Source organism: Kitasatospora sp. NPDC001683 (assembly GCF_053596495.1).
On record NZ_JBSFGK010000084.1, the window covers coordinates 1 to 18,581 of the forward strand.

The window sequence follows — 18,581 nt, forward strand, 5'->3', positions numbered from 1 at the left end:
CCCCCGGCGCCCGCTCCCGGGCCGGCCGCGCCGCCCCCGGCGCCTCCCGCCTCGCCCCACGCCCACCTCCCCCCCACGACTCACCCAGGCGAGAGGGATGTGCTGCGGGAGGGGCGGTGGAGGGGGTGGCCCGGAGAGGGGCGTTGCGGGTGATTTTCAGACTGCCAACGGCGCCCGGCCACGCGCCCACAGAGTCGGCAGTCGGAAAATCATCCAGCCCCGGAGCGGCCACCCCCGGAACCGCCCCGGCCACCCACCCTCCCGAGAGCCCCCCGCCCCCACAGAACCCCCCACCGCCCCCAACCGTCCCCCACCACAAGGCGGCTATCGTGCACAGGTGCACGAGGCACCCCGGGACCCCGGGCGCCGCACGTGAGGGGAGCTCCAGGTGATCGGACGGGCGCTGAACGGGCGTTACGAACTCGTCGAGATGCTCGGCGTCGGCGGTATGGCCACCGTCTGGCGCGGCGTCGACCGCGTGTTGGGCCGTCAGGTGGCCGTCAAGGTCCTCAACGGCGGCCTCGCCGACGACCCCCGCTTCGCCGAGCGCTTCAGCCGCGAGGCGCAGCACGCCGCGATGCTGGTGCACCCGAGGATCGTCATGGTCTTCGACTCGGGCGTGGACCAGGGCACCCCGTTCATCGTCATGGAGCTGGTCCAGGGCCGTTCGCTGGCCGCCGTCCTGGCCCAGCAGCCGAACCTGCCGGTGGAGCGTGCCGTCGGTATCGCGGCGGCGGTGTGCGAGGCGCTGGCGGTCGCACACGCGGCCGAGCTGGTGCACCGGGACATCAAGCCCGGGAACATCATGATCACCGACGACGGCGGCGTGAAGGTGGTGGACTTCGGCATCGCCAGGGCCGGCTCCTCCAACAACCTGACCCAGACCGCGAGCGTGCTCGGTACGGCCGCCTACCTGTCGCCCGAGCAGGCCACCGCCTCCGCCCTGGACGGCCGCACCGACCTCTACGCCGTCGGCTGCGTCCTGAACGAGATGCTCACCGGCGAGACCCCGTTCACCGCCGAGTCCCCGGTGGCGATCGCCTTCAAGCACGTCAGTGAGCAGCCCCTGCCGCCGTCCGCCCGGCGCCCCGGCCTGCCGCCGGCCCTGGACGCCGTGGTGCTGCGCCTGCTGGCCAAGAACCCGGACCACCGCCCGGCCGACGCCGCCGCGGCACGGGCCGAACTGCTCGCCACCGTCCCGGGCCTGGCCGTCGGTGACCCGACCGCCGAACTTCTCGCCACCACCGCGGCGGCCACCCAGGTGCTGCCGCCGGTGGCCCCGGTGCACCCGGACCAGCAGCACACCACCCTGCTCCCGCCCCAGGCGCCGCAGCACCCGGTGTCGGCCGCGACCTCGGTGATGGCGCCGCTCCCGGCCATGCCGCCCGCCGTGCCGCACCCCGGTCCCCACGCCGGCCCCCACGCCGCGTCGCCCGCGCCCGCCCGGAACCGCCGCAACAAACCCCTCGTCCTCGGGGCCCTGGGCATAGCCGGCCTGGCCGGGGTCACCGCCCTGGTCCTGACCGCCTTCGACGAGCCGGCCGGCCACGCCGCCGCCACCAAGGCGCCCCCGGCCGCCACCTCCGCCGGCTCCGCGGCCCCCACCGCCCCCGCCGCGACCCCGACGGCCGGCGCCCCCGGCCCGGCCGCCGGCTCCGCCGCCCCCACCACCTCGGCGGCGCTCCCCGCGCCCACCCAGGCCGTGCCGCGCAACCAGCCCGCCGAGGTGCAGCTGCAGTCCTTCCGCCAGGCGGTCGCCCAGGCGCAGATCACCAAGGAGCGCGACCGGCAGACCGAGCTGCTGCGGATCCTCGACGACACCGCCGCCCGGCTCAACGAGGGCAACCCGGACGACGCCGCCCAGCAGCTCAGGGGAGCCCAGAAGACGATCAAGGACCTGGGCAAGAAGCACGCCATCGACGTCCCCACCTACGCCAACTGGAACGCCCGGCTGTCCGCGCTGTACGCCACCCTCCACACCGCCGGCAACTTCCAGGACGACTGACGCCGCTTCGCCTCCGCCTCCGCCTCCGCCTGCGCCTCCTGTGCCTCCGCCTCCGCCTGCGCCTGCGCCTCCGCCTCCGCCGCAGGGCACCGATTCCGACGCCGGCTCAGATACCGATGCTGCACCAGAACGGCGCCATGCCGACGATCAGTTCCCTCGTCCTCGGTGTCTCCGACCTGCCGCGCGCGGTGGCCTTCTGGACGGCCGCCCTCGACTACGTCCCGCGCGAGGGCCTGGTCGAGCCGGACTTGGGTGGTCCTGGTGCCCGCCGACGGCGGCCACGGCGTGCAACTGGCGCTCGGGCTCAGCGAGTCGCCCGTCCGGGAGCACCCGCGGGTGCACCTCGACCTCTACGCCGAGGACGCCGCCGACCAGGCCGCCCAGGTCGATCGGCTGCTCGCCCTCGGCGCCGAGCGGGTCGACTGGGACCGCTGCCCGGCGGACCCGGACTTCGTGGTGCTCGCCGACCCCGAGGGCAACCGTTTCTGCGTGATCGACACCAGCCACCCCTGAGCCCGCCCGGCTGTCCACAGCCTGTGGATAGCCGGCAAGCCGTTACGACAGCCGGCAAGCCGTTAGGACCGCCGGCGCGCCCGGCTCTCGGCACCCGCCCAGATCGTTCGCGACATCGTCCCGGCCGCCGCCGCGAGGAACACGAAGTTGTAGCCGATCTGCAGGACCACCAGTAGCCGCGGTGCCTGCCCGGCCGGGGTGATGTCCCCGTAGCCGACGGTGGCCAGCGTGACGACGGTGAAGTAGAGCGCGTCGAGCCGGGTGTGCAGCCCCTTGAAATCGCCCGGGCGGCCGGCGAGGACGTAGTAGCTGGCCGCGAAGACCGTCATCGCGAGGAAGATCAGGAAGGCCAGCCAGGCGACCGGGCGGCGCGCCCGGCCCTCCAGCACCGCCATGATCTTCGCCAGCAGCAGCGCGCTCAGCCCGACCAGCGCACCCGCGAACACCAGCCAGCTGAGCACCGGGCGTTGGGGGCCGAGGACGCGCAGCGGCAGCGTGAAGTACGCGAGCATCAGCGCGGTGCAGGCACCCAGCAGCCAGAGGGAGGTTGCCGGGTCGATGCGCGACGGGTTCCGGGACATGTCCCGCCCAGCCTGACCCGACGGACCGTCGACCGCCCGTCGGCCTCCCCCGTACGGGGGGCCAGCGGTCATCGGGCCGCCGTGGCCGCCCCGGTCGTCCACGCGAGGAGGGCGGCCGGGACCAAGCCCCCGGAACGGCGTCGAGCCCCCGGTGGAAGATCCACCAGGGGCTCGACGGGGAGCTCGGACGACTCAGGCGCTCGTCTCGGTGTGCTTGGTCTCGGCGGCCTTGGTCACGTTGGTCGGCGTGACGGCCGGGCGGTCGCCGCCCGGCTGGGGGGCGGCCGTGCTCTGCGCGGTGCCGGCGTCCGCCGTGGTGTCCTCCTCGCGCATCGCCTTGGTCTCCGCCTTCAGGATGCGCATCGACTTGCCCAGGCCGCGGGCCATCTCCGGCAGCTTCTTCGATCCGAACAGCAGGACTACGACCGCCAGCACCACCAAGATGTGCCAGGGCTCAAGACCGTTCCGCAGCATCCCTGGCCACCGGTCCCTTCTTGTCTAGAGTCACGGGTGGGCGCGAGCGCCCATGCTCGCCAGTATGCCTGGACCTGACGGCGAACGGATACACCGGCCGGGAAACGCTGGCCGAAAACCAGGGGTTGCTTGAACGGACCACGAGCGGCACGGCCCCACCGGGCTGCCCGCCCACATTCCGCGCCGCGCCCCGCGCGGTCAATAGACGAACGGCACCAGCCGCTTGGACACCTTCCGGTACTCCGCGTACACCGGGCCGAAGGACGCCACCAGCAGCCGCTCCTCGGCCGCGATCCGCCAGCCGTACGCGCCGAGCAGCGGTGCGGCGACCACCAGGGCCGCGGCCCAGCCGCCGGCGCCGAGCGCGTAGCCGATCCAGACCAGCAGGCTGCCGGCGTAGCCGGGGTGGCGGATCAGCCGGTACGGGCCGGAGCGGACCACGTGCTGGGCGTCCACGGTGCGCAGGGTGCGGGTGTAGTAGCGGCCCAGGGTCCGCATGCCCCAGGCCCGCAGGGCCAGCCCGGCGGCCACCATCGCGACCCCGAACCAGCGTGCCCAGGTGGGCAGTTCGCCGATCGAGGCGCGGTCGAGCAGCACCACGGCCAGTACGGACGCGACGTAGCAGGAGAGCAGCAGCCGGGTCGAGCCGCGGTCGCGGTCGTCCGCGTGCCAGGCGCCGGCCGCCGAGTCCTCGCGGCGGCGCAGCAGCAGCTCGTAGGCGATCCAGCAGAGGACGCCGAGCAGGGTGAGGAGGGACGGCACGGACATGCGGCGGCTCCTGACGGTCGTGGGTACCCCTCCACGGTCCTCCGGCGGGGCCGCCGCGACACCCACCCCGAGGTGGACGCACCGGCGTCCACCTCCGGGTGGACGGTCCTCAGGGCCGTCGGGCCAGCAGGTAGCCGCGCCGGGTGTCGGCCTCCTCGGGCAGGCCCTCCCGCTCCAGCCGCGCCTCGACGGCGAACCCTGCCCCGGCGAGGCGGGCGGCGACGGCGTCGGTCTCCAGGAAGTGGAAGTCCACGTCGACCCGGTGGCCCCACCACTCCTCCAGTCGCCGCACCTCCTTGCCCAGGTGGAAGGAGACCAACAGCAGCCCGCCGGGCCGCAGCACCCGCCGCATCTCGGCGAAGGCGGGCAGCAGCTCGTCCGGTTCCAGGTGGATCACCGAGTACAGCGCCACCGCGGCCGCGAACTCCCCGTCGGCGGCGGGCAGCGCCAGCAGGTCACCGGTGCGGAACTCGGTCCCGGGGTGCTCGCGCCCGGCCAGCTCGACCATCCGCGGCGAGAGGTCGATCCCGACCACCCGCGCGCCCTGCCCGGCCAGCCACCCCGACACGTGCCCCGGCCCGCACCCGAGGTCCGCCACCACCCCGCCGGCCGCTTCCTCCACGACGGCTCCCAGCAGCGCCCGGTCCACCACCTTGTGCGCCAGCTCACCCCCGATCCGCCCCAGGTACTCCTCCGCCACCGCGTCGTAACTCCCGCGCACCCGCCCGTGACCGTTCACCATGCCCCCACCCTGACACGCCCGCCCACGCCCGCACCGGGCCTTTCCGGAGCCCGTTCGGTTCTGCGGCTTCCGCACCCTGCTCCGGGGGCGCTCGCGATCCGGCCCGCGCTCCCCGTGGCCAGGCGTGGTGTGATCCAGGCGGTACCGCCACCGCGTGAGCGTGTCGACGACCGGACCGGCCGAGAATCGGGACCCTGCGGAGACCGAGGAGGAGTGGCTCGACCGGATGGCTGACGAGGCGGAGGCCGAGCGCCGTGACGGCTCCGTCGGTCTGGAGGAAACGGCCGCCATGATTCGCGCGCGCTGGCAATGATCGAGCTGTCGGCGACGGCGGGCCTGCTCCCGCCGTCCTGCCCCCGCCTGCCCCGGACGGCGGAGAGCCCCCGCGCGGGTGGACGGGGGCTCTCGATGACTCGCGTGGACCGGGGCCGTGGACGGATCAGGCGGCGGCGGGTTCCTGTTCCGGGGCCGGGGCCTGTTCCGGGGCCGGGGCCGGGGTGGTGGCGGGGAGGTGGCGCAGCAGCCGGTGGGCCAGGAGGGCGGCGCCGAGGGCGAAGAGCAGTCCGACGGCGGCGGCGACGTGGAGGCCGTCCGTGAAGGCGCTGCGGGCGGTCTCCAGCAGGTCCGGGCCGAGCCGCCCGGGCAGCTGGGCCGCGACGGAGACCGCGCCGCCGAGGGTGTCCTGCGCGGTGCGGGCGGCCGCGCCGCCGACGCCCGCCGGGAGGGCGCCGTCCAGCTGGTGTCGGTAGACCGCGGCGCCCGCCGCGCCCAGCAGGGCGATGCCGAGCGAGCTGCCGAGTTCGACGGCGGTCTCGGAGGTGGCGGAGGCGGCGCCGGCCTGCTCGGCCGGGGCGGCGGAGACGACCATCTCGGCGGTCATCGTCATGGTGCCGACGGTGCCCGCGGCCAGTACGCCCGCCGCGGTGAGGATGAGTGCCAGCGGCGAGTGCGGGCCGACCTGGGTCATCATCGCGAAGCCGGTCGCGCCGACCACGAAGCCGCCGCCCATCAGCGCCGCCGGGCGGACCTTGCCGGCCAGCGCCGAACTGATCCCGATCGCCGCGCCGACACCGACGCTCGGCACCAGCGACCAGAGCGAGGCGGTGAACGGGCTCATGCCCTTGACCAACTGCAGGTACTGCGAGGTGAAGAGGGCGAAGCCCATCATCGCGAACATCGCGAGGGTGTTGACGCTGATCGCCCCGCTGAAGGTGCGGATCCGGAACAGGCTCAGGTCGATCAGCGGGTTCGCGGCGGTGCGCTGGCGCCACACGAAGGCGCCGGCCAGCAGGAGTCCGGCCGCGACGGCGAAGGCGGGCAGCGGGCTCCAGCCGTTCACGGCGAGGGTTTTGACCCCGTAGACCAGCGGCAGGATCGCGGCGAGCGAGAGCGCGGCGCCGGGCAGGTCGAAGCGGCCGGTGCGGGTGGCGGTGCGGTACTCGGGCAGCAGGACGGGCGCGGTCAGCAGCACCAGGACCATCACCGGAACGGCCACCAGGAAGGCCGAGCCCCACCAGTAGTGGTCGAGCAGCAGTCCGCCGGCGACCGGGCCGAGGGTGGCCCCGGCGGTGAGCACGCCGCCCCAGGCGCCGAGCGCGGTCTGCCGCTGCTTGGGGTCGTGGAACATGTTGCGGATCAGCGCGAGGGTCGAGGGCATCACGGTGGCCCCGGCGATGCCGAGCAGGGCGCGGGCGGCGATCAGCTGGTCGGCGCTGCCGGAGCGGGCGGCCAGCAGCGAGGCGCCGGTGAAGCCCGCGGCGCCGATCATCAGCAGCCGGCGGCGGCCGATCCGGTCGCCCAGCGCGCCCATCGTGATGAGCAGTCCGGCCAACAGGAACGAGTACATGTCCATGATCCACAACTGCTGGGTGCCGGTGGGCGCCAGCTCGGTGGAGATGTACGGGACGGCGAAGAACAGCACGCCCATGTCCATGGACAGGACGAGCGTCGGGAGCAGGAGGACGGCCAGGCCGATCCATTCGCGACGGCCTGCGCGGCCGGTGGTTGCGGTCATGGGGAAGACGGTACGGACGTGTCAGACATTTGTCTAGTACGAATGTGCAAAACGAACGTCCAAGACATCTGCGCAAGACGATCGCGCAAGGCAAAGGTGCTAGACAAACGTGCAAGACAAAAAATGTGCAAGACACTTGTGCAAGACGTCTGTGCAGTCCGCCCGTAGGATCGGCGCATGGGAAACCGCGAAGACCTGATGGCCGGCGCCAAGCGCTGCCTGTACGAGAAGGGCTACGGGCGCACCAGGGCCCGTGACATCGCGACCGCCTCGGGCGTGAGCCTGGCCGCGATCGGCTACCACTTCGGCTCGAAGGACGCGCTGCTCAACGCCGCGATGATCGAGGCGATCGGCGAGATGGGTGAGGCCCTGGCGGCGGTGGTGTACGGCGCCAGCCAGGTGTCGGACGATCCGGAGCTGCGCTTCGCGGCTGTCTGGAACGGCCTCCGGGACGTCTTCGTCGAGCACCGCGGGCTCTGGGCGGCCCAGTTCGAGGCCCTCGCCCAGGCCGGGCACGACCCCGAGCTCGCCAAGGCCTTGGAGGACGCGCAGAAGGAGGGCCGGCTCGGCCTCGCCGCGGTGTTCCAGGGGGTCGCCGAGGTGCCGGACACCGAGGAGGAGCTCGCCCGCGGCGCCTTCTACCAGATCCTGCTGGCCGGCTACGTCGCCCAGTGGCTGGCCGCGCCCGACCTGGCTCCGAACGGGTACGAGTTCCTGCGCGGGCTCCGGCTGGTCAGCGGCAGCGTGTTGGGATCCGACGCTACGCCGTGACGGCGGTCAGCAGCACCACCGAGTCGACGTGTGCCAGCAGCCCGTGCCGCTCCTGCGGGACGGGCTCCAGCTCACCGACGGAGAGCTCCAGCAGGCGCCCGGCGATGGTCAACGAGACCCGGCCGCGCAGCACCTGGACGCTCCCGGCGGTGGGCGGGGTGTGCTCGTCCAGCGCGGTGCCGGCGGTCATCGCGATCACGGTCTGCCGCAGCATCCCGTCGTGCAGCACCAGGTGGGCGCTGCGTCCGTGCGGGCTCTCGGCCGCCAGGGCGGCGTGCTCCACGGCGAGCCGTTCGAGATCGGGCATCGCGCGCCTCCTCCTCAAGCCGGTGCCCAGGCCGTGTGCCCAGGCTGGCGGACGCACCGGCGACGCGCACCCGGAGAGCCGCGGAGCGGGCCACCCGAGGTGCAGCCCCCGCCGACTGCCCGCATCGTGGAGGCATGGCGACCAACCAGAAGATCTCCAACGGGTTCCAGGTCAACCGCTCGCTGCTGGTCGGCGGAGTGGCGCTGACCGGCATCGGCTCGGTGCTCGGCGCGGCCGGGGCGGCGCTGGTGTGTGCCGCGTTGTTCAACGCCGGCCGCAGCTGGGTGCGCAGCCTGGAGACCCCGCCGAGCGCGCTCGCCCAGCGGGCCCTGCACGAGGCGAGGGTGGCCTCCACCGCCGGCTGGGAGGCCTGGCGCGCGGAGCACGGCTCGCCCAACTGAGCCGACCGGGCGCGCCCGCGAGCCCGTGCGTCCGTAGGCCTGTGAGCCCGTGAGCCCGTAGGCCCGTGCGCCCGTGCGGACACAGGGACGCGGCGGGCCGCCATGGGGGTGCGGCCCGCCGCAGCTTGACGCGGCGCAGCTTGACGCGGCCGTGAGCGCCTGGAACGCCCTTGCAGCCCTTGCGGCCCTTACAGCCCCAGCGACTTGGCGATGATGCTGCGCATGACCTCGCTCGTGCCGCCGTAGATCCGGAACACCCGGTTGTCGGTGTAGAGCCGGGCGATCGGGTACTCCAGGATGTAGCCGTAACCACCGTGCAGCTGCAGGCACTTGTCGATCACGGTGGAAGCCGACTCGGTGCAGAACAGCTTCGCCGCCGCCGCGTCCGCGACGGTCAGCTCCCCGTCCTGGTAGAGCTCCAGCGCGCGGTCCACCATCGACTGCTGCGCCAGCACCTGGGCCTGGCAGTCGGCCAGGGTGAACTTGGTGTTCTGGAACTCGGCCACCGCCTTGCCGAACACCTTGCGGTCCTTGACGTACTGCACCGCGAACCGGATCGCCGCCGCGGCCGCCGCGTACGCGCCGACGGCGATCGCCAGCCGCTCCTGCACCAGGTTGTGGGTCAGGTAGGAGAAGGCCCGGCCTTCTTCGCCGAGCAGGTTCTCCACCGGCACCTTGACGTCGCTGAACGCCAACTCGGCGGTGTCCGAGGTGCGCAGGCCGATCTTCTGCAGCTTGCGGCCGACCGAGTAGCCGGGCGAGGTGGTGTCCACGCACAGGATGGACAGCCCGGCCCGGCGGTTCTCCGGGTCGTACGGCGAGGTGCGGCAGACCACCAGGACCAGGTCGGCCAGCACGCCGCCGGTGATGAAGGTCTTGGCGCCGTTCAGGACGTAGTGGGTGCCGTCCTCGGAGAGCCGGGCGGTGGTGGAGATGCCCGCGAGGTCGGAGCCGGCGCCCGGCTCGGTCATCGCGATCGCGGTCATGATGTCGCCGGAGACGAAGCCGGGCAGCCAGCGCCGCTTCTGCTCCTCGTTCGCGTACTCCAGCAGGTACGGCAGCACCAACCCGGTGTGCACGCCGGAGGAGCCGAAGCTCACGCCCGCCCGGGCGGTCTCCTCGGCGATCACCGCCTGGTACTTGAACCCGCTCTCGCCCGCGCCGCCGTACTCCTCCGGCACCTCGATGCCGTAGACGCCGAGTTCGCCCAGCTGGCGGTAGAAGTCGCGGGGCGGGTGGCCGTCGGCCTCCCAGCTCTCGTAGACCGGGACGACCTCGTTGGCGATGAAGTCCCGGATGGTCTCCCGGAAGGCCTCGTGGTCCTCGTTGAACACGGTGCGGCGCACGGCGGCGCTCCCTTCGACGGTGCCGGCCGGAGTACCGGCCACGGCGGAACGACCCAGGTGGTGGCCCCACAAGTTAATCCCGGGTAGCTTCGGCTGTCCAGAGTCGTCCGGCCCGGGATCGCGGGCGGAGCGGAGCGTCAAGTGAATCCTTGCTAGCCTTTGGACGGCGTTCAAAGGAGTTCGCGGAGGAGGTGCGTCATGGTGGTCCGACGGCCGCCCGGCCGGCGCGCCCAGATCCTCGCCGTGGCCGCCGACCGCTTCCACCGCAGCGGCTACCACCAGGTCTCGATGACCGAGGTCGCCGCCGGGGTGGGCATCACCGCGCCCGCCCTCTACCGGCACTTCCGCGGCAAGCCCGAACTGCTCGACCGCGCCGTGCGGTTGGGCCTGGACGCGCTCGCCGACGGCCTGCGCGCGGCCGGCAGCACCGACGAACTCGGCGCCGCCCTGGCCGCGGTGGCGGTCGGCCACCGCCCGCTCGGCACCCTGGTGCAGCGCGACGCCCGGCTGCTGCCGGCCGCCCGCCGAGCCGAGCTGCGCCGCGAACTCCGCGCGGACGTCGCCCTGATGACCGCGGTGCTGCGCGCCGAGCGGCCCGAACTAGACGGCGCAGACGCCGAGTTGCTCTGCTGGTCGGCGCTCTCCGGCTGTGCCGGGCTGTCCTACCAGTCGGCCGCGCCGCAGCCCCGCCGGGCCGAGGCGCTGCTGCGCGAACTGGTCGCGGCCGTGCTCGCGGTGTCCCTGGACGGCACGGCCGCCGGGCCGGTGGCCGCACCCGCGCCGCAGCCGAGGCCGCAGGCGCGCCGGGAGGAACTGCTGGCGGCGGCCGTCCGGCTGTTCCACCAGCGCGGCTTCGACAACGTCAGCACCGACCAACTCGGCGCCGCCGTCGGCATCTCCGGCCCCAGCGTGTACCGGCACTTCGACAGCAAGGCCGACCTGCTCGCCGCCTCCCTGGTGCGCAGCCGGGAGCGGCTCTGGCACGAGGTGGACGGCGCGATCGCGACCGCCGCCGGGCCGCGGGCGGCGCTGGCGGCCGGGCTCGGCGCGTACGTCGACTTCGCGCTGCGCAACGGCGACTATCTGGGCGCGATGCTCAGCGAGACCGAGCGGCTGGCCCCGCCGGACCGCCGGGTCGCGGTGGACTTCCGGCGCGACTTCCTGCGCACCTGGGTCGACCTGCTGCGGCAGGTCCGCCCGGAGGACGACGCGGCGACCGCCCGGATCCGGGTGCACGCGCTGTTCTCGCTGGTCAACGACGGGGTGCGGAACCGTCCGCACAGCGCCAGGCCGGACCTCGGCGACTGCCTGCGGCGGCTGGGCCGGGCGGTGCTGGGGGTTCAAGAGCTCGGGGTCCGGGAGCTCGGGGTCCGGGAGTAGCGCGCCGTGCCGGGCGCCCGCCCCGCCCCCGTCGGCGCGGGGCGGGCACCCGGCACGGCCCGTGGTGTGCCGCCGGGCACCGGCCCCGGTGAGCGACCAGGGACTAGGAGAGGACGTGCGGGTAGTAGACCCGGGCGTCGAAGTTCCCGTTGCCCTGCAGGGCGCCGACGTTGCCGCCGTTACCGGCCACGGCGAGGCCGTTGTTCTGGTTGCTCGCACCCGAACCGGTGGCGGTCTGCTGGGTGTTGACCACGTTGCCGGTGGCGCTGCCGATGACGTTGCCGGAACCGACGTCGCTCACGACGCTGCTGTTGGAGCGGTCGATCGCGCCGGCGCCGTTGTCGGCGTGCGCGGTGGCGGCGCCGACGCCGACGAGGAGGAAGGCTCCGAGGGTGGTGACGGCGGCGGCTGCGCGGCTACGGGACACGCTGGTCCCCCTGAACTGGAAGTGCGAATTGCGGCGCGATCCGGAGTGGCCGCCCCGGAGCGCCGTTGCCTGACGTCGCGTGATCAGCATTCACCAGCGACGTGGACGAACTCCACCAAACGGGTGGCCTTTCCCTCGATGGTGGGGGATCGGTCAATTCGACGTTGACCAGAATCCGTCATTCCGCCGGTGGAGACTGGCGGCTGGAAGGAAATGGTCGGCAGATTGTCGCACTGGCACACTGGGGACCCATGTCTGAAGGTGCCCCGACCGAGCCCACCCCCGCCGAGGACCTGCGCACCACCGAGGTCGACCTCGGCGGCCTGGTGAACGTCCTCGCCACCCATCTCTACTCCACCCCGCTGGTCGCCCTGCGCGAACTCGTCCAGAACGCCCACGACTCGCACACCCGCAGGCTCCTGGAGGACCCGGACGGCGAGCACCGTCCGCTGATCCGGGTGCGCGCCGACGCCGCGCGGCGGACCGTCGCCATCGAGGACACCGGGGCCGGCCTCACCGAGCCGGAGATCCACGCCTACCTGGCCACCGTCGGCACCGGCTACACCCGGATGCTGCGCGAACTGACCGGCAACCAGGAGCTGATCGGTGCCTTCGGCCTGGGCTTCCTCTCCGCCTTCTCGGTCGCCGACGAGGTGACCGTCACCACCACCTCGCACCGCGAGCCGCGGCTCGGCCACCGCTACCGCAGCCGCGGCGGCGAGCACTACCAGGTCGAGCCGGTACCCGCCCGTCCGCAGCCCGGCACCGTGGTCGAACTGGCACTCAAGGCCGAGCACGCCCACCTCGCCGACGAGGTCGCGCTGCGCGAAGTCCTCGGCCGCTACTGCGTGCTGCTGCCCATTCCGGTCTTCGTCGGCGAGGACGAGCAGCCCGTCAACTCGGTCCAGGTGCCGTGGCGCCGGCAAGTGCCGGGCGACCAGCACGCCGCCCGGATGCGCTTCGCCACCGCCTTCGGCCGCCGCTTCGAACCGCTCACCGCCTTCCCCGTCAGCCCGGTCGAGGGCGCCACCGACGCGGTCGGCCTGCTCTGGGTCCAGGACGGCGGCACCTACGGCAGCAGCGACAACCGCGACCTCGCCGTCTACCTGCGCGGCATGCTGCTCGCCGAGGACGCCCGCGACCTGCTGCCCGGCTGGGCCGGGTTCATCGGCGGGGTGATCGAGTCCAGCCGGCTCACCCCCACCGCCAGCCGCGAGGACCTCCAGCGCGACGAGCACTACCGCGCGCTCCAGCAGGCTCTCACCGACGCCGTCGTGGACGGTCTCTACGAGACGGCCCGGCTGCGGCCCGCCGCCTGGCGCCGGATCCTCACCCGGCACGGCCAGGACCTGCTCGGCGCCGCGCTCTGCGACGAGCGGCTGTTCACCCTGCTCGCCGACGACGTCCCGGTGCCCACCTCGCAGGGCGACCTCACCGCGGGCGGACTGCGGGCGGCCGGCGGGGGAGCCGTGCACGTCGCGCTCGGCACCGGCGGCGGCTTCGAGGAGATGCTGTACCGGGCGATGCGGGTGCCGATCGCCCGCGGCGACCGGTACGCCGTCCTGCCGTTCCTGCGCCGCTACGCCCAGCTGCGCGGCTGCCGACTGGTCGAGCTGGGCAGCGAGCAGGGCAACCGCGAACTGTTCCGCGACCCGGAGCGCCCGCTGCCGCCCGAGGAGTCGGCCTGGCTGTCCGGCGCCCTCGCCGACCCGGGCGAGCAGCTCGTCCCGGCCCGCTTCGACCCGCCCGGCCTGCCGCTGGTCCTGGTGCCGGACCGCGAGGCCGAACTGAAGGCCCGGATCGAGGACGACCAGGCCGACGCCCGGATCCCGTCCGCCGCGCTGCGGCTGGCCCGGGCGTTCACCGCCCGCACCGACGGCGGGGTCAGGGCCCGGCTCTACCTCAACCTGGCCTGCCCGGCCGTCCAGGACCTGCTCGCCGCCTACCGCGCCGGGCACACCGGCAGCGCCACCGCGGCCGGCCTGCTCCGCTCGCTCAAGGTGATCATGGCGGCGGCCTCCACCGGCCCCTCCGAAGGGGACCTCGGCGCCGCGCTGGCCGGCATCGGCACCGCCGTCTCCGCCCTGACCGCCGCCGTCCCGGCCGGCCTGCCCGGCGTTCCGGACAGCCCCGGCGACCTCCCGGCGGAGACGTGACGGACCGCCCGGCGGACGGATTGTCAGTGGCTCGCGGTAGACAACTCATCAGCACGACGCAGGGGGAACGGACATGACCACCGACATCTGGGCCTGGGTGCGCGACACCCACCAGCAGCTGTACGCGGCCGGCCACCGCCGGCTGGCCGACGCCATGTACGAGCTGCCCGAGCACGCCACCGAGGGGCGCAACGAGCAGCTCGACGCGGCCTACCCGGAGGCGATCGCCTCCGCCCGGGCCCTCGGCCTGCCCTGGGTCGAGGTCTACCTGCGGCACTGGCGGATGCAGAACCTGCTGAACAAGCGCCAGCAGGGCGAGTCCGTCATGCCCGAGGTGGTCGACCTGCTGGACTTCGCCCACCGGGAGGAGACGGCCGGCTGCCCGCAGTCCGTCTGCGTGGTGCAGGACTTCGCGATCTGCCACGCCCGGGTCGACGGCCCCGGGTACGCGCGCGAGCGCCTCGAGGTGGTCGGCGAGACGCTGGACCGGATCGAACCCGGTCGCGCCTGCTTCGACTGCCTCTCCCGCGAGTACTCCGGCGCCCTGGAGGACGACGACCGGCCCGCCGACGCGCTCGCCCACCTGGACACCGCCGCCGCCCGGATGCGCGGCGCGGGCCAGGAGGTCTCGCTCCGCTTCCACCGGACCCGGGCCGGCGCCCTGCACCTGCTGGGCCGGCACGAGGAGGTGCTCACCCTGCTGGACACCGCCGAGCGGGCGGCCCGGGCGCGGGGCGAGGAGATCGACGAGAGCGACCGGCGCTGGGGCGCCCTGCAGCGGGCCCGCGCGCTCGCCGCGCTCGGGCGCACGACGGAGGCGCTCGCCCTGCTGCCCGAGCGGGCCGAGGCCGAGCGGCACGCCGACCTGCGCGCGAGCTGGACGGAGACGGTCGAGCTGCTGATCGCGGCCGGCGCCTGGGAGAACGACGCCGAACTGGGCGCCGTGCTGGCCGGCTGGGTGGGATACCTGGACGGCACCGGCTCGCACCGCCCGTGCGTGGACCTGCTGCTGGCGGCCGGTCGGCTGGCGCTCGCCCGCGGCGCCCGTACGGTGGCGCTCACGCTCGCGGCGACCGGGGAGCGTAAACTCACCCAATTGCGTCGCACCGCCGGCGTGGCCGAGCGGGTCGCGGCCCTGCGGGCGGCCGCCGAGGCGCTGCCGGTGCCCGAGCTGCCCGTCCCGCCCGGCGAACTGACGGCACACCTGGCCGAGGCCCAGGTGCCCTTCGAGACCGGCGCCGACCTGCTCTCCGTCGCCCTGGACCGGTACCGGGGTGAGCAGGCCGGCGCCACCGACCTGGCCGTGGTGCTGGCCAACGTGCTCGGCGGCCTCGGCCACGCCCGGGCCGCCGCCGACCTGCTGTGGCGGCGGCTGGACGCCGACCCGGGCAGCCAGGAGCTCACCGGCACGCTCGGCCAGGCCCTGATCGAGGCCCGGGACGCCGAGGGCGTGCGACGCCTCGCCGACCGACTGGCCGCCACCAGCCCGGCCGACGCGCACTGGATACGCGCCCGCTGGGCCGCCGCCGAGCAGCGCTGGGCCGAGGTGCTGGAGCAGTGCGAGGCGATCCTGGCGCTGGACGCGAGGTGGATCAACACTCGCCGGCTGGCCGCGGCCGCCGCCACCGAGCTGGGCGACCACGTCACCGCGCAGCGCCTCTACCAGGAGCTGCTGGAGCACGCCCTGCCCGCCGAGGAGGCGGGGGAGGCGGAGCTCCACCGGACGGTCCAGGAGCCCGACCTCTGGCACCTGATCACCGCGGCCAGCGCCAACCGGGACTGGGCCGTGGTCCGCTCCACCGGCGCGCGGATCGGCATCGAGTTCGACCGGCCCGAGGGCCCGGTGGACGAGGAGTGGCAGCTGATCGCCGTCCGCGCCACCCGCACCAACGGCACCCCGGTGGACCTGCCCGCCGTCCGGACGGGCCCGGCCACCGCCCGGATCCTGCCGGTGCTGGGCGCGGACCTGACGCTCAACCACGGCGACGTGGTGGTCTTCGCCCCAGCCCTGCTGGAGCGCCCGCCGGCCGAGGACGCCCCCGAGGAGGAACGGGCGAACTGGCGCCCCACCTTCGCGCTGCTGACCCTGCTCGACCCGGCCGGCTACACCACGTACTGGATCGACGGCGTCCGGCCCGCGGACGAAGCCTGGGCCGGGTTCCGGGACGAACTGCGGGCGGCCGGCTACGCGCTCTGGGTGTACAGCGGGGAGCAGTACCGGCTCCCGGACCCGGAGCGGGACGAGGACGACCTGCCCGGCGTCTACGCCGCCCTCGGCCTCCCGCCGACCGCCTCGGCCGAGGACGCCGACGCGCTGCTGCACGAGCTCACGGCCGGCTGGGAGCACCCGGTCACCTGGCTCGAACTGGCCGACGCGGCGGGGGTCGACCTGCGCCGGCACACGGAGATCATCGAGCGCTACGACATCTGAGCCGCCCGGTTCCCCGGGTCCCCGGCCCGGTTCGGTCGGCATGCCCCGCGCCGGGTCGGGGAACATCTCGCGTCGGGGTGAGTCCTCGCCGATGCTTCACGTGGCGGTCGAACCGCTCCGGGCCCGCCGGTCCGGAGCGGAGCCCGCCGACCGCACCGCGCCGGGTAGGCGCCCGGGGGCGCCGCCGCGGGACGTCGCGTACATGTGCGTCCAGCTGTTCGATCAGGCAAGGTGTATCCCGAGATCGAACGGTGGCCGGCGGCCACCAGGGGCGGCAAGGAGCGGAAGTGCCTAAGCGGGGCCGACCGGGTGCGGGCAAGCGGGCGAGGGGAGGCCGGGCGGTCCGCCAGGTGCGGCAGACACCGCCGGAGCCGGTGCACCCCGCCGAGGCGCCGCCCACCGAGGGGCTGCTCGGCCACCCCGTCCCGCCCCTCGAGCCCACCGTCGTCGTCCCGCTCGCCCCGCCCGTCCCGGAGACCAGGGGCCTGCTGGCACCCGAGCCCGAGTCCGAACAGCGGCCGGAGCCCGAGCCGCCGCTGGAGCCGCACCCCGAGCTGACCGTCGACCTGCGCCCCCGGGACGCCACGCCCGAGCACCCGGCCGCCGACCGCTCGACCGCCGACCGCTCGACCGCCGAGCGTCCGGTCCGCCGCCGTTCGGTCGCCGAGGACACCCTCACCCCCGAGGAGTGGCGCGCCGCCGGCTACACCCCGCCCACCGGCATCCCGGTCCCCGAGCTGACCGTCGGCGCCCCCGGGGAGGTGCCCTGGCCGGACCGGATGCGCACCTTGCTGCGCACCCCGATGTCCGAGCGTCCCGCCTTCGAGCGCACCGCCCGCGAGATGCACCCCTCCGCGGGCACCGCCCGCAACGTCCCGCGCATCCTCGACCTGACGCTGCGCATCGGCGAACTGCTGCTGGCCAGCGGCGAGGCCGCCGAGGACGTCGAGGCGGCGATGCTCGGCATCGCGCACGCCTACCGGCTGGACCGCTGCGAGCCGCAGGTGACCTTCACCCTGATCGGTATCTCGTACCAGCCGTCGCTGGTCGAGCCGCCGGTCACCGCCGACCGCGTGGTGCGCCGCCGGACCTCCGACTACACCCGGCTGAACGCGGTCTACGAGCTGGTGGCCGACATCACCGCGGAGCAGGTGACGGTCAACGACGCCTACCGCCGGCTGGCCCTGATCCGCCGCAACCGGCACCCCTACCCGGCCTGGCTGCTCGCCCTGACCACCGGTCTGCTGGCCGGCGCGGCGACCTTCCTGGTCGGCGGGCGGCTCGACGACAAGGCCTGGCTGGTCTTCGGCAGCGCCTTCGTCGCGGCCGTCCTCGGCGACCGGCTGGCCTCCGCGCTGGCCCGGCGCCGGCTGCCGGAGTTCTACCAGTTCGTGGCGGCCGCGATGCCGGCCGCCGCCTCGGGCATCATCCTGTCCTTCAACGACTGGGGCCTGCGCGGCTCGGTGGTGATCACCGGCGGCCTGTTCGCCCTGCTGCCCGGGCGCGCCCTGGTCGCCGCCGTGCAGGACGGTCTGACCGGCTTCTACATCACCGCCGCGGCCCGGCTGCTGGAAGTGATCTACCTGGTCGCGGGCATCGTGATCGGCGTGATCATGATCCTCTACCTGGGCGTCGGCTTCGAGGCGAGGCTCAAGCCGGACGAGAGCCTGGTGGGCATCAGCTACCCGCCGGTCCAGATGGTCGCCGCGATGGTGCTGACCCTGGCCTTCGCGATGCTGCTGCAGACCGACCGCCGCACCCTCGCGCTGGTCACCCTCAACAGCGGCATCGGCTGGGCCAGCTACGGCGCGCTGGTGTACAACGCGCACGTCAACCCGATCGCCGCGACCGGGGTGGCGGCCGGACTGGTCGGCCTGTTCGGCCAGCTGATGGCGCGCTACCGCAACGGCTCGGCGCTGCCGTACGTGACCGCCGCGATCGGCCCGCTGATGCCGGGTTCGGCGCTCTACCTCGGGATGCTCGCCTTCGCCCAGGGTCACTCCAGCACCGGCCTGGTGTCGGTGTTCCGGGCGGCGGCGATCGCGATGGCGCTGGCGATCGGGGTGAATCTCGGTGGCGAGATCGCCCGGCTGTTCCTGAAACTGCCGGTGGGCGCCGAGCTGCCCTCGCTCTACCCGGCGGTGCCGCGCCGGGCGGCCAAGCGCACCCGGGGGTTCTGACCGCGGGTCGGGCCCGCGGGCCCGGTGCCGGGATCATGGTGGTCCGTGGCGGCCCGCTGTCGGGCCGGTATCGGCTTCCGGGCCG

The 18,581-nt window shown here is 74.2% G+C and carries 16 protein-coding genes and 1 pseudogene; 9 read left to right on the forward strand and 8 right to left on the reverse strand.

The window, feature by feature from the left end:
• Positions 1-388 precede the first annotated feature (388 nt).
• Positions 389-2,005 (forward strand): protein kinase domain-containing protein, encoded by a 1,617-nt coding sequence (locus ACWCYO_RS32075; RefSeq protein WP_449786173.1) that lies wholly within the window; start codon positions 389-391, stop codon positions 2,003-2,005.
• Positions 2,006-2,142: 137 nt separating this feature from the next.
• Positions 2,143-2,518 (forward strand): annotated as a pseudogene (locus tag ACWCYO_RS32080) (VOC family protein).
• Between the two features lie 62 nt (positions 2,519-2,580).
• Here ACWCYO_RS32080 and ACWCYO_RS32085 read toward each other — a convergent pair.
• The 4 genes from ACWCYO_RS32085 to ACWCYO_RS32100 form a co-directional block, all read right to left on the reverse strand.
• A complete protein-coding gene (locus tag ACWCYO_RS32085; RefSeq protein ID WP_449786174.1) occupies positions 2,581-3,099 on the reverse strand; it encodes a potassium channel family protein in 519 nt (172 codons plus the stop codon).
• Between the two features lie 192 nt (positions 3,100-3,291).
• Positions 3,292-3,573: a Sec-independent protein translocase subunit TatA gene (gene tatA / locus ACWCYO_RS32090; protein ID WP_270146089.1), complete on the reverse strand. Its 282-nt coding sequence runs from the start codon at positions 3,571-3,573 to the stop codon at positions 3,292-3,294.
• 198 nt (positions 3,574-3,771) lie between these two features.
• A complete protein-coding gene (locus ACWCYO_RS32095) occupies positions 3,772-4,341 on the reverse strand; it encodes an isoprenylcysteine carboxylmethyltransferase family protein (protein WP_449786175.1) in 570 nt (189 codons plus the stop codon).
• A gap of 109 nt (positions 4,342-4,450) precedes the next feature.
• Complete coding sequence (locus ACWCYO_RS32100) at positions 4,451-5,083, reverse strand: class I SAM-dependent methyltransferase (RefSeq protein ID WP_270146091.1); 633 nt, start codon at positions 5,081-5,083, stop codon at positions 4,451-4,453.
• Between the two features lie 154 nt (positions 5,084-5,237).
• On the opposite strand from ACWCYO_RS32100, the gene ACWCYO_RS32105 reads away from it, so the two are divergent.
• Positions 5,238-5,396 carry a hypothetical protein gene (locus ACWCYO_RS32105; RefSeq protein WP_449786176.1) on the forward strand — a complete coding sequence of 53 codons (159 nt, stop codon included), beginning with the start codon at positions 5,238-5,240 and terminating at the stop codon, positions 5,394-5,396.
• Between the two features lie 126 nt (positions 5,397-5,522).
• Here the strand turns inward: ACWCYO_RS32105 and ACWCYO_RS32110 are convergent, their stop codons facing one another.
• Entirely contained in the window at positions 5,523-7,097 is a 1,575-nt protein-coding gene (locus ACWCYO_RS32110; protein WP_449786177.1) for an MFS transporter, read from the reverse strand.
• Positions 7,098-7,274: 177 nt separating this feature from the next.
• On the opposite strand from ACWCYO_RS32110, the gene ACWCYO_RS32115 reads away from it, so the two are divergent.
• Positions 7,275-7,868, forward strand: a complete 594-nt coding sequence (locus ACWCYO_RS32115) for a TetR/AcrR family transcriptional regulator (RefSeq protein ID WP_270146093.1) — start codon at positions 7,275-7,277, stop codon at positions 7,866-7,868.
• On the opposite strand, the gene ACWCYO_RS32120 is transcribed toward ACWCYO_RS32115, so the two are convergent.
• A complete protein-coding gene (locus ACWCYO_RS32120; RefSeq protein ID WP_270146094.1) occupies positions 7,858-8,175 on the reverse strand; it encodes a cupin domain-containing protein in 318 nt (105 codons plus the stop codon). The two genes, ACWCYO_RS32115 and ACWCYO_RS32120, sit on opposite strands and share 11 nt — an antisense overlap.
• Before the next feature lie 134 nt (positions 8,176-8,309).
• Here ACWCYO_RS32120 and ACWCYO_RS32125 point away from each other — a divergent pair, with 134 nt between their 5' ends.
• Positions 8,310-8,576 carry a hypothetical protein gene (locus tag ACWCYO_RS32125; protein WP_270146095.1) on the forward strand — a complete coding sequence of 89 codons (267 nt, stop codon included), beginning with the start codon at positions 8,310-8,312 and terminating at the stop codon, positions 8,574-8,576.
• Positions 8,577-8,764: 188 nt separating this feature from the next.
• Here ACWCYO_RS32125 and ACWCYO_RS32130 read toward each other — a convergent pair whose 3' ends face one another.
• Positions 8,765-9,922: an acyl-CoA dehydrogenase family protein gene (locus ACWCYO_RS32130; RefSeq protein ID WP_270146096.1), complete on the reverse strand. Its 1,158-nt coding sequence runs from the start codon at positions 9,920-9,922 to the stop codon at positions 8,765-8,767.
• A 198-nt stretch (positions 9,923-10,120) separates the two neighbouring features.
• Here ACWCYO_RS32130 and ACWCYO_RS32135 point away from each other — a divergent pair, with 198 nt between their 5' ends.
• On the forward strand, positions 10,121-11,302 hold the full coding sequence (locus ACWCYO_RS32135; RefSeq protein WP_270146097.1) for a TetR/AcrR family transcriptional regulator: 1,182 nt from the start codon (positions 10,121-10,123) through the stop codon (positions 11,300-11,302).
• Between the two features lie 103 nt (positions 11,303-11,405).
• On the opposite strand, the gene ACWCYO_RS32140 is transcribed toward ACWCYO_RS32135, so the two are convergent.
• Entirely contained in the window at positions 11,406-11,729 is a 324-nt protein-coding gene (locus tag ACWCYO_RS32140) for a hypothetical protein (RefSeq protein WP_449786178.1), read from the reverse strand.
• Positions 11,730-11,980: 251 nt separating this feature from the next.
• Here ACWCYO_RS32140 and ACWCYO_RS32145 point away from each other — a divergent pair, with 251 nt between their 5' ends.
• The 3 genes from ACWCYO_RS32145 to ACWCYO_RS32155 all read left to right on the forward strand — a co-directional run bounded on the left by ACWCYO_RS32145 (position 11,981) and on the right by ACWCYO_RS32155 (position 18,496).
• Positions 11,981-13,885 (forward strand): ATP-binding protein, encoded by a 1,905-nt coding sequence (locus tag ACWCYO_RS32145; protein WP_270146099.1) that lies wholly within the window; start codon positions 11,981-11,983, stop codon positions 13,883-13,885.
• A 73-nt stretch (positions 13,886-13,958) separates the two neighbouring features.
• Positions 13,959-16,316: a tetratricopeptide repeat protein gene (locus tag ACWCYO_RS32150; RefSeq protein ID WP_449786179.1), complete on the forward strand. Its 2,358-nt coding sequence runs from the start codon at positions 13,959-13,961 to the stop codon at positions 16,314-16,316.
• Between the two features lie 287 nt (positions 16,317-16,603).
• Complete coding sequence (locus ACWCYO_RS32155) at positions 16,604-18,496, forward strand: threonine/serine ThrE exporter family protein (RefSeq protein WP_449786180.1); 1,893 nt, start codon at positions 16,604-16,606, stop codon at positions 18,494-18,496.
• Positions 18,497-18,581: the final 85 nt, after the last annotated feature.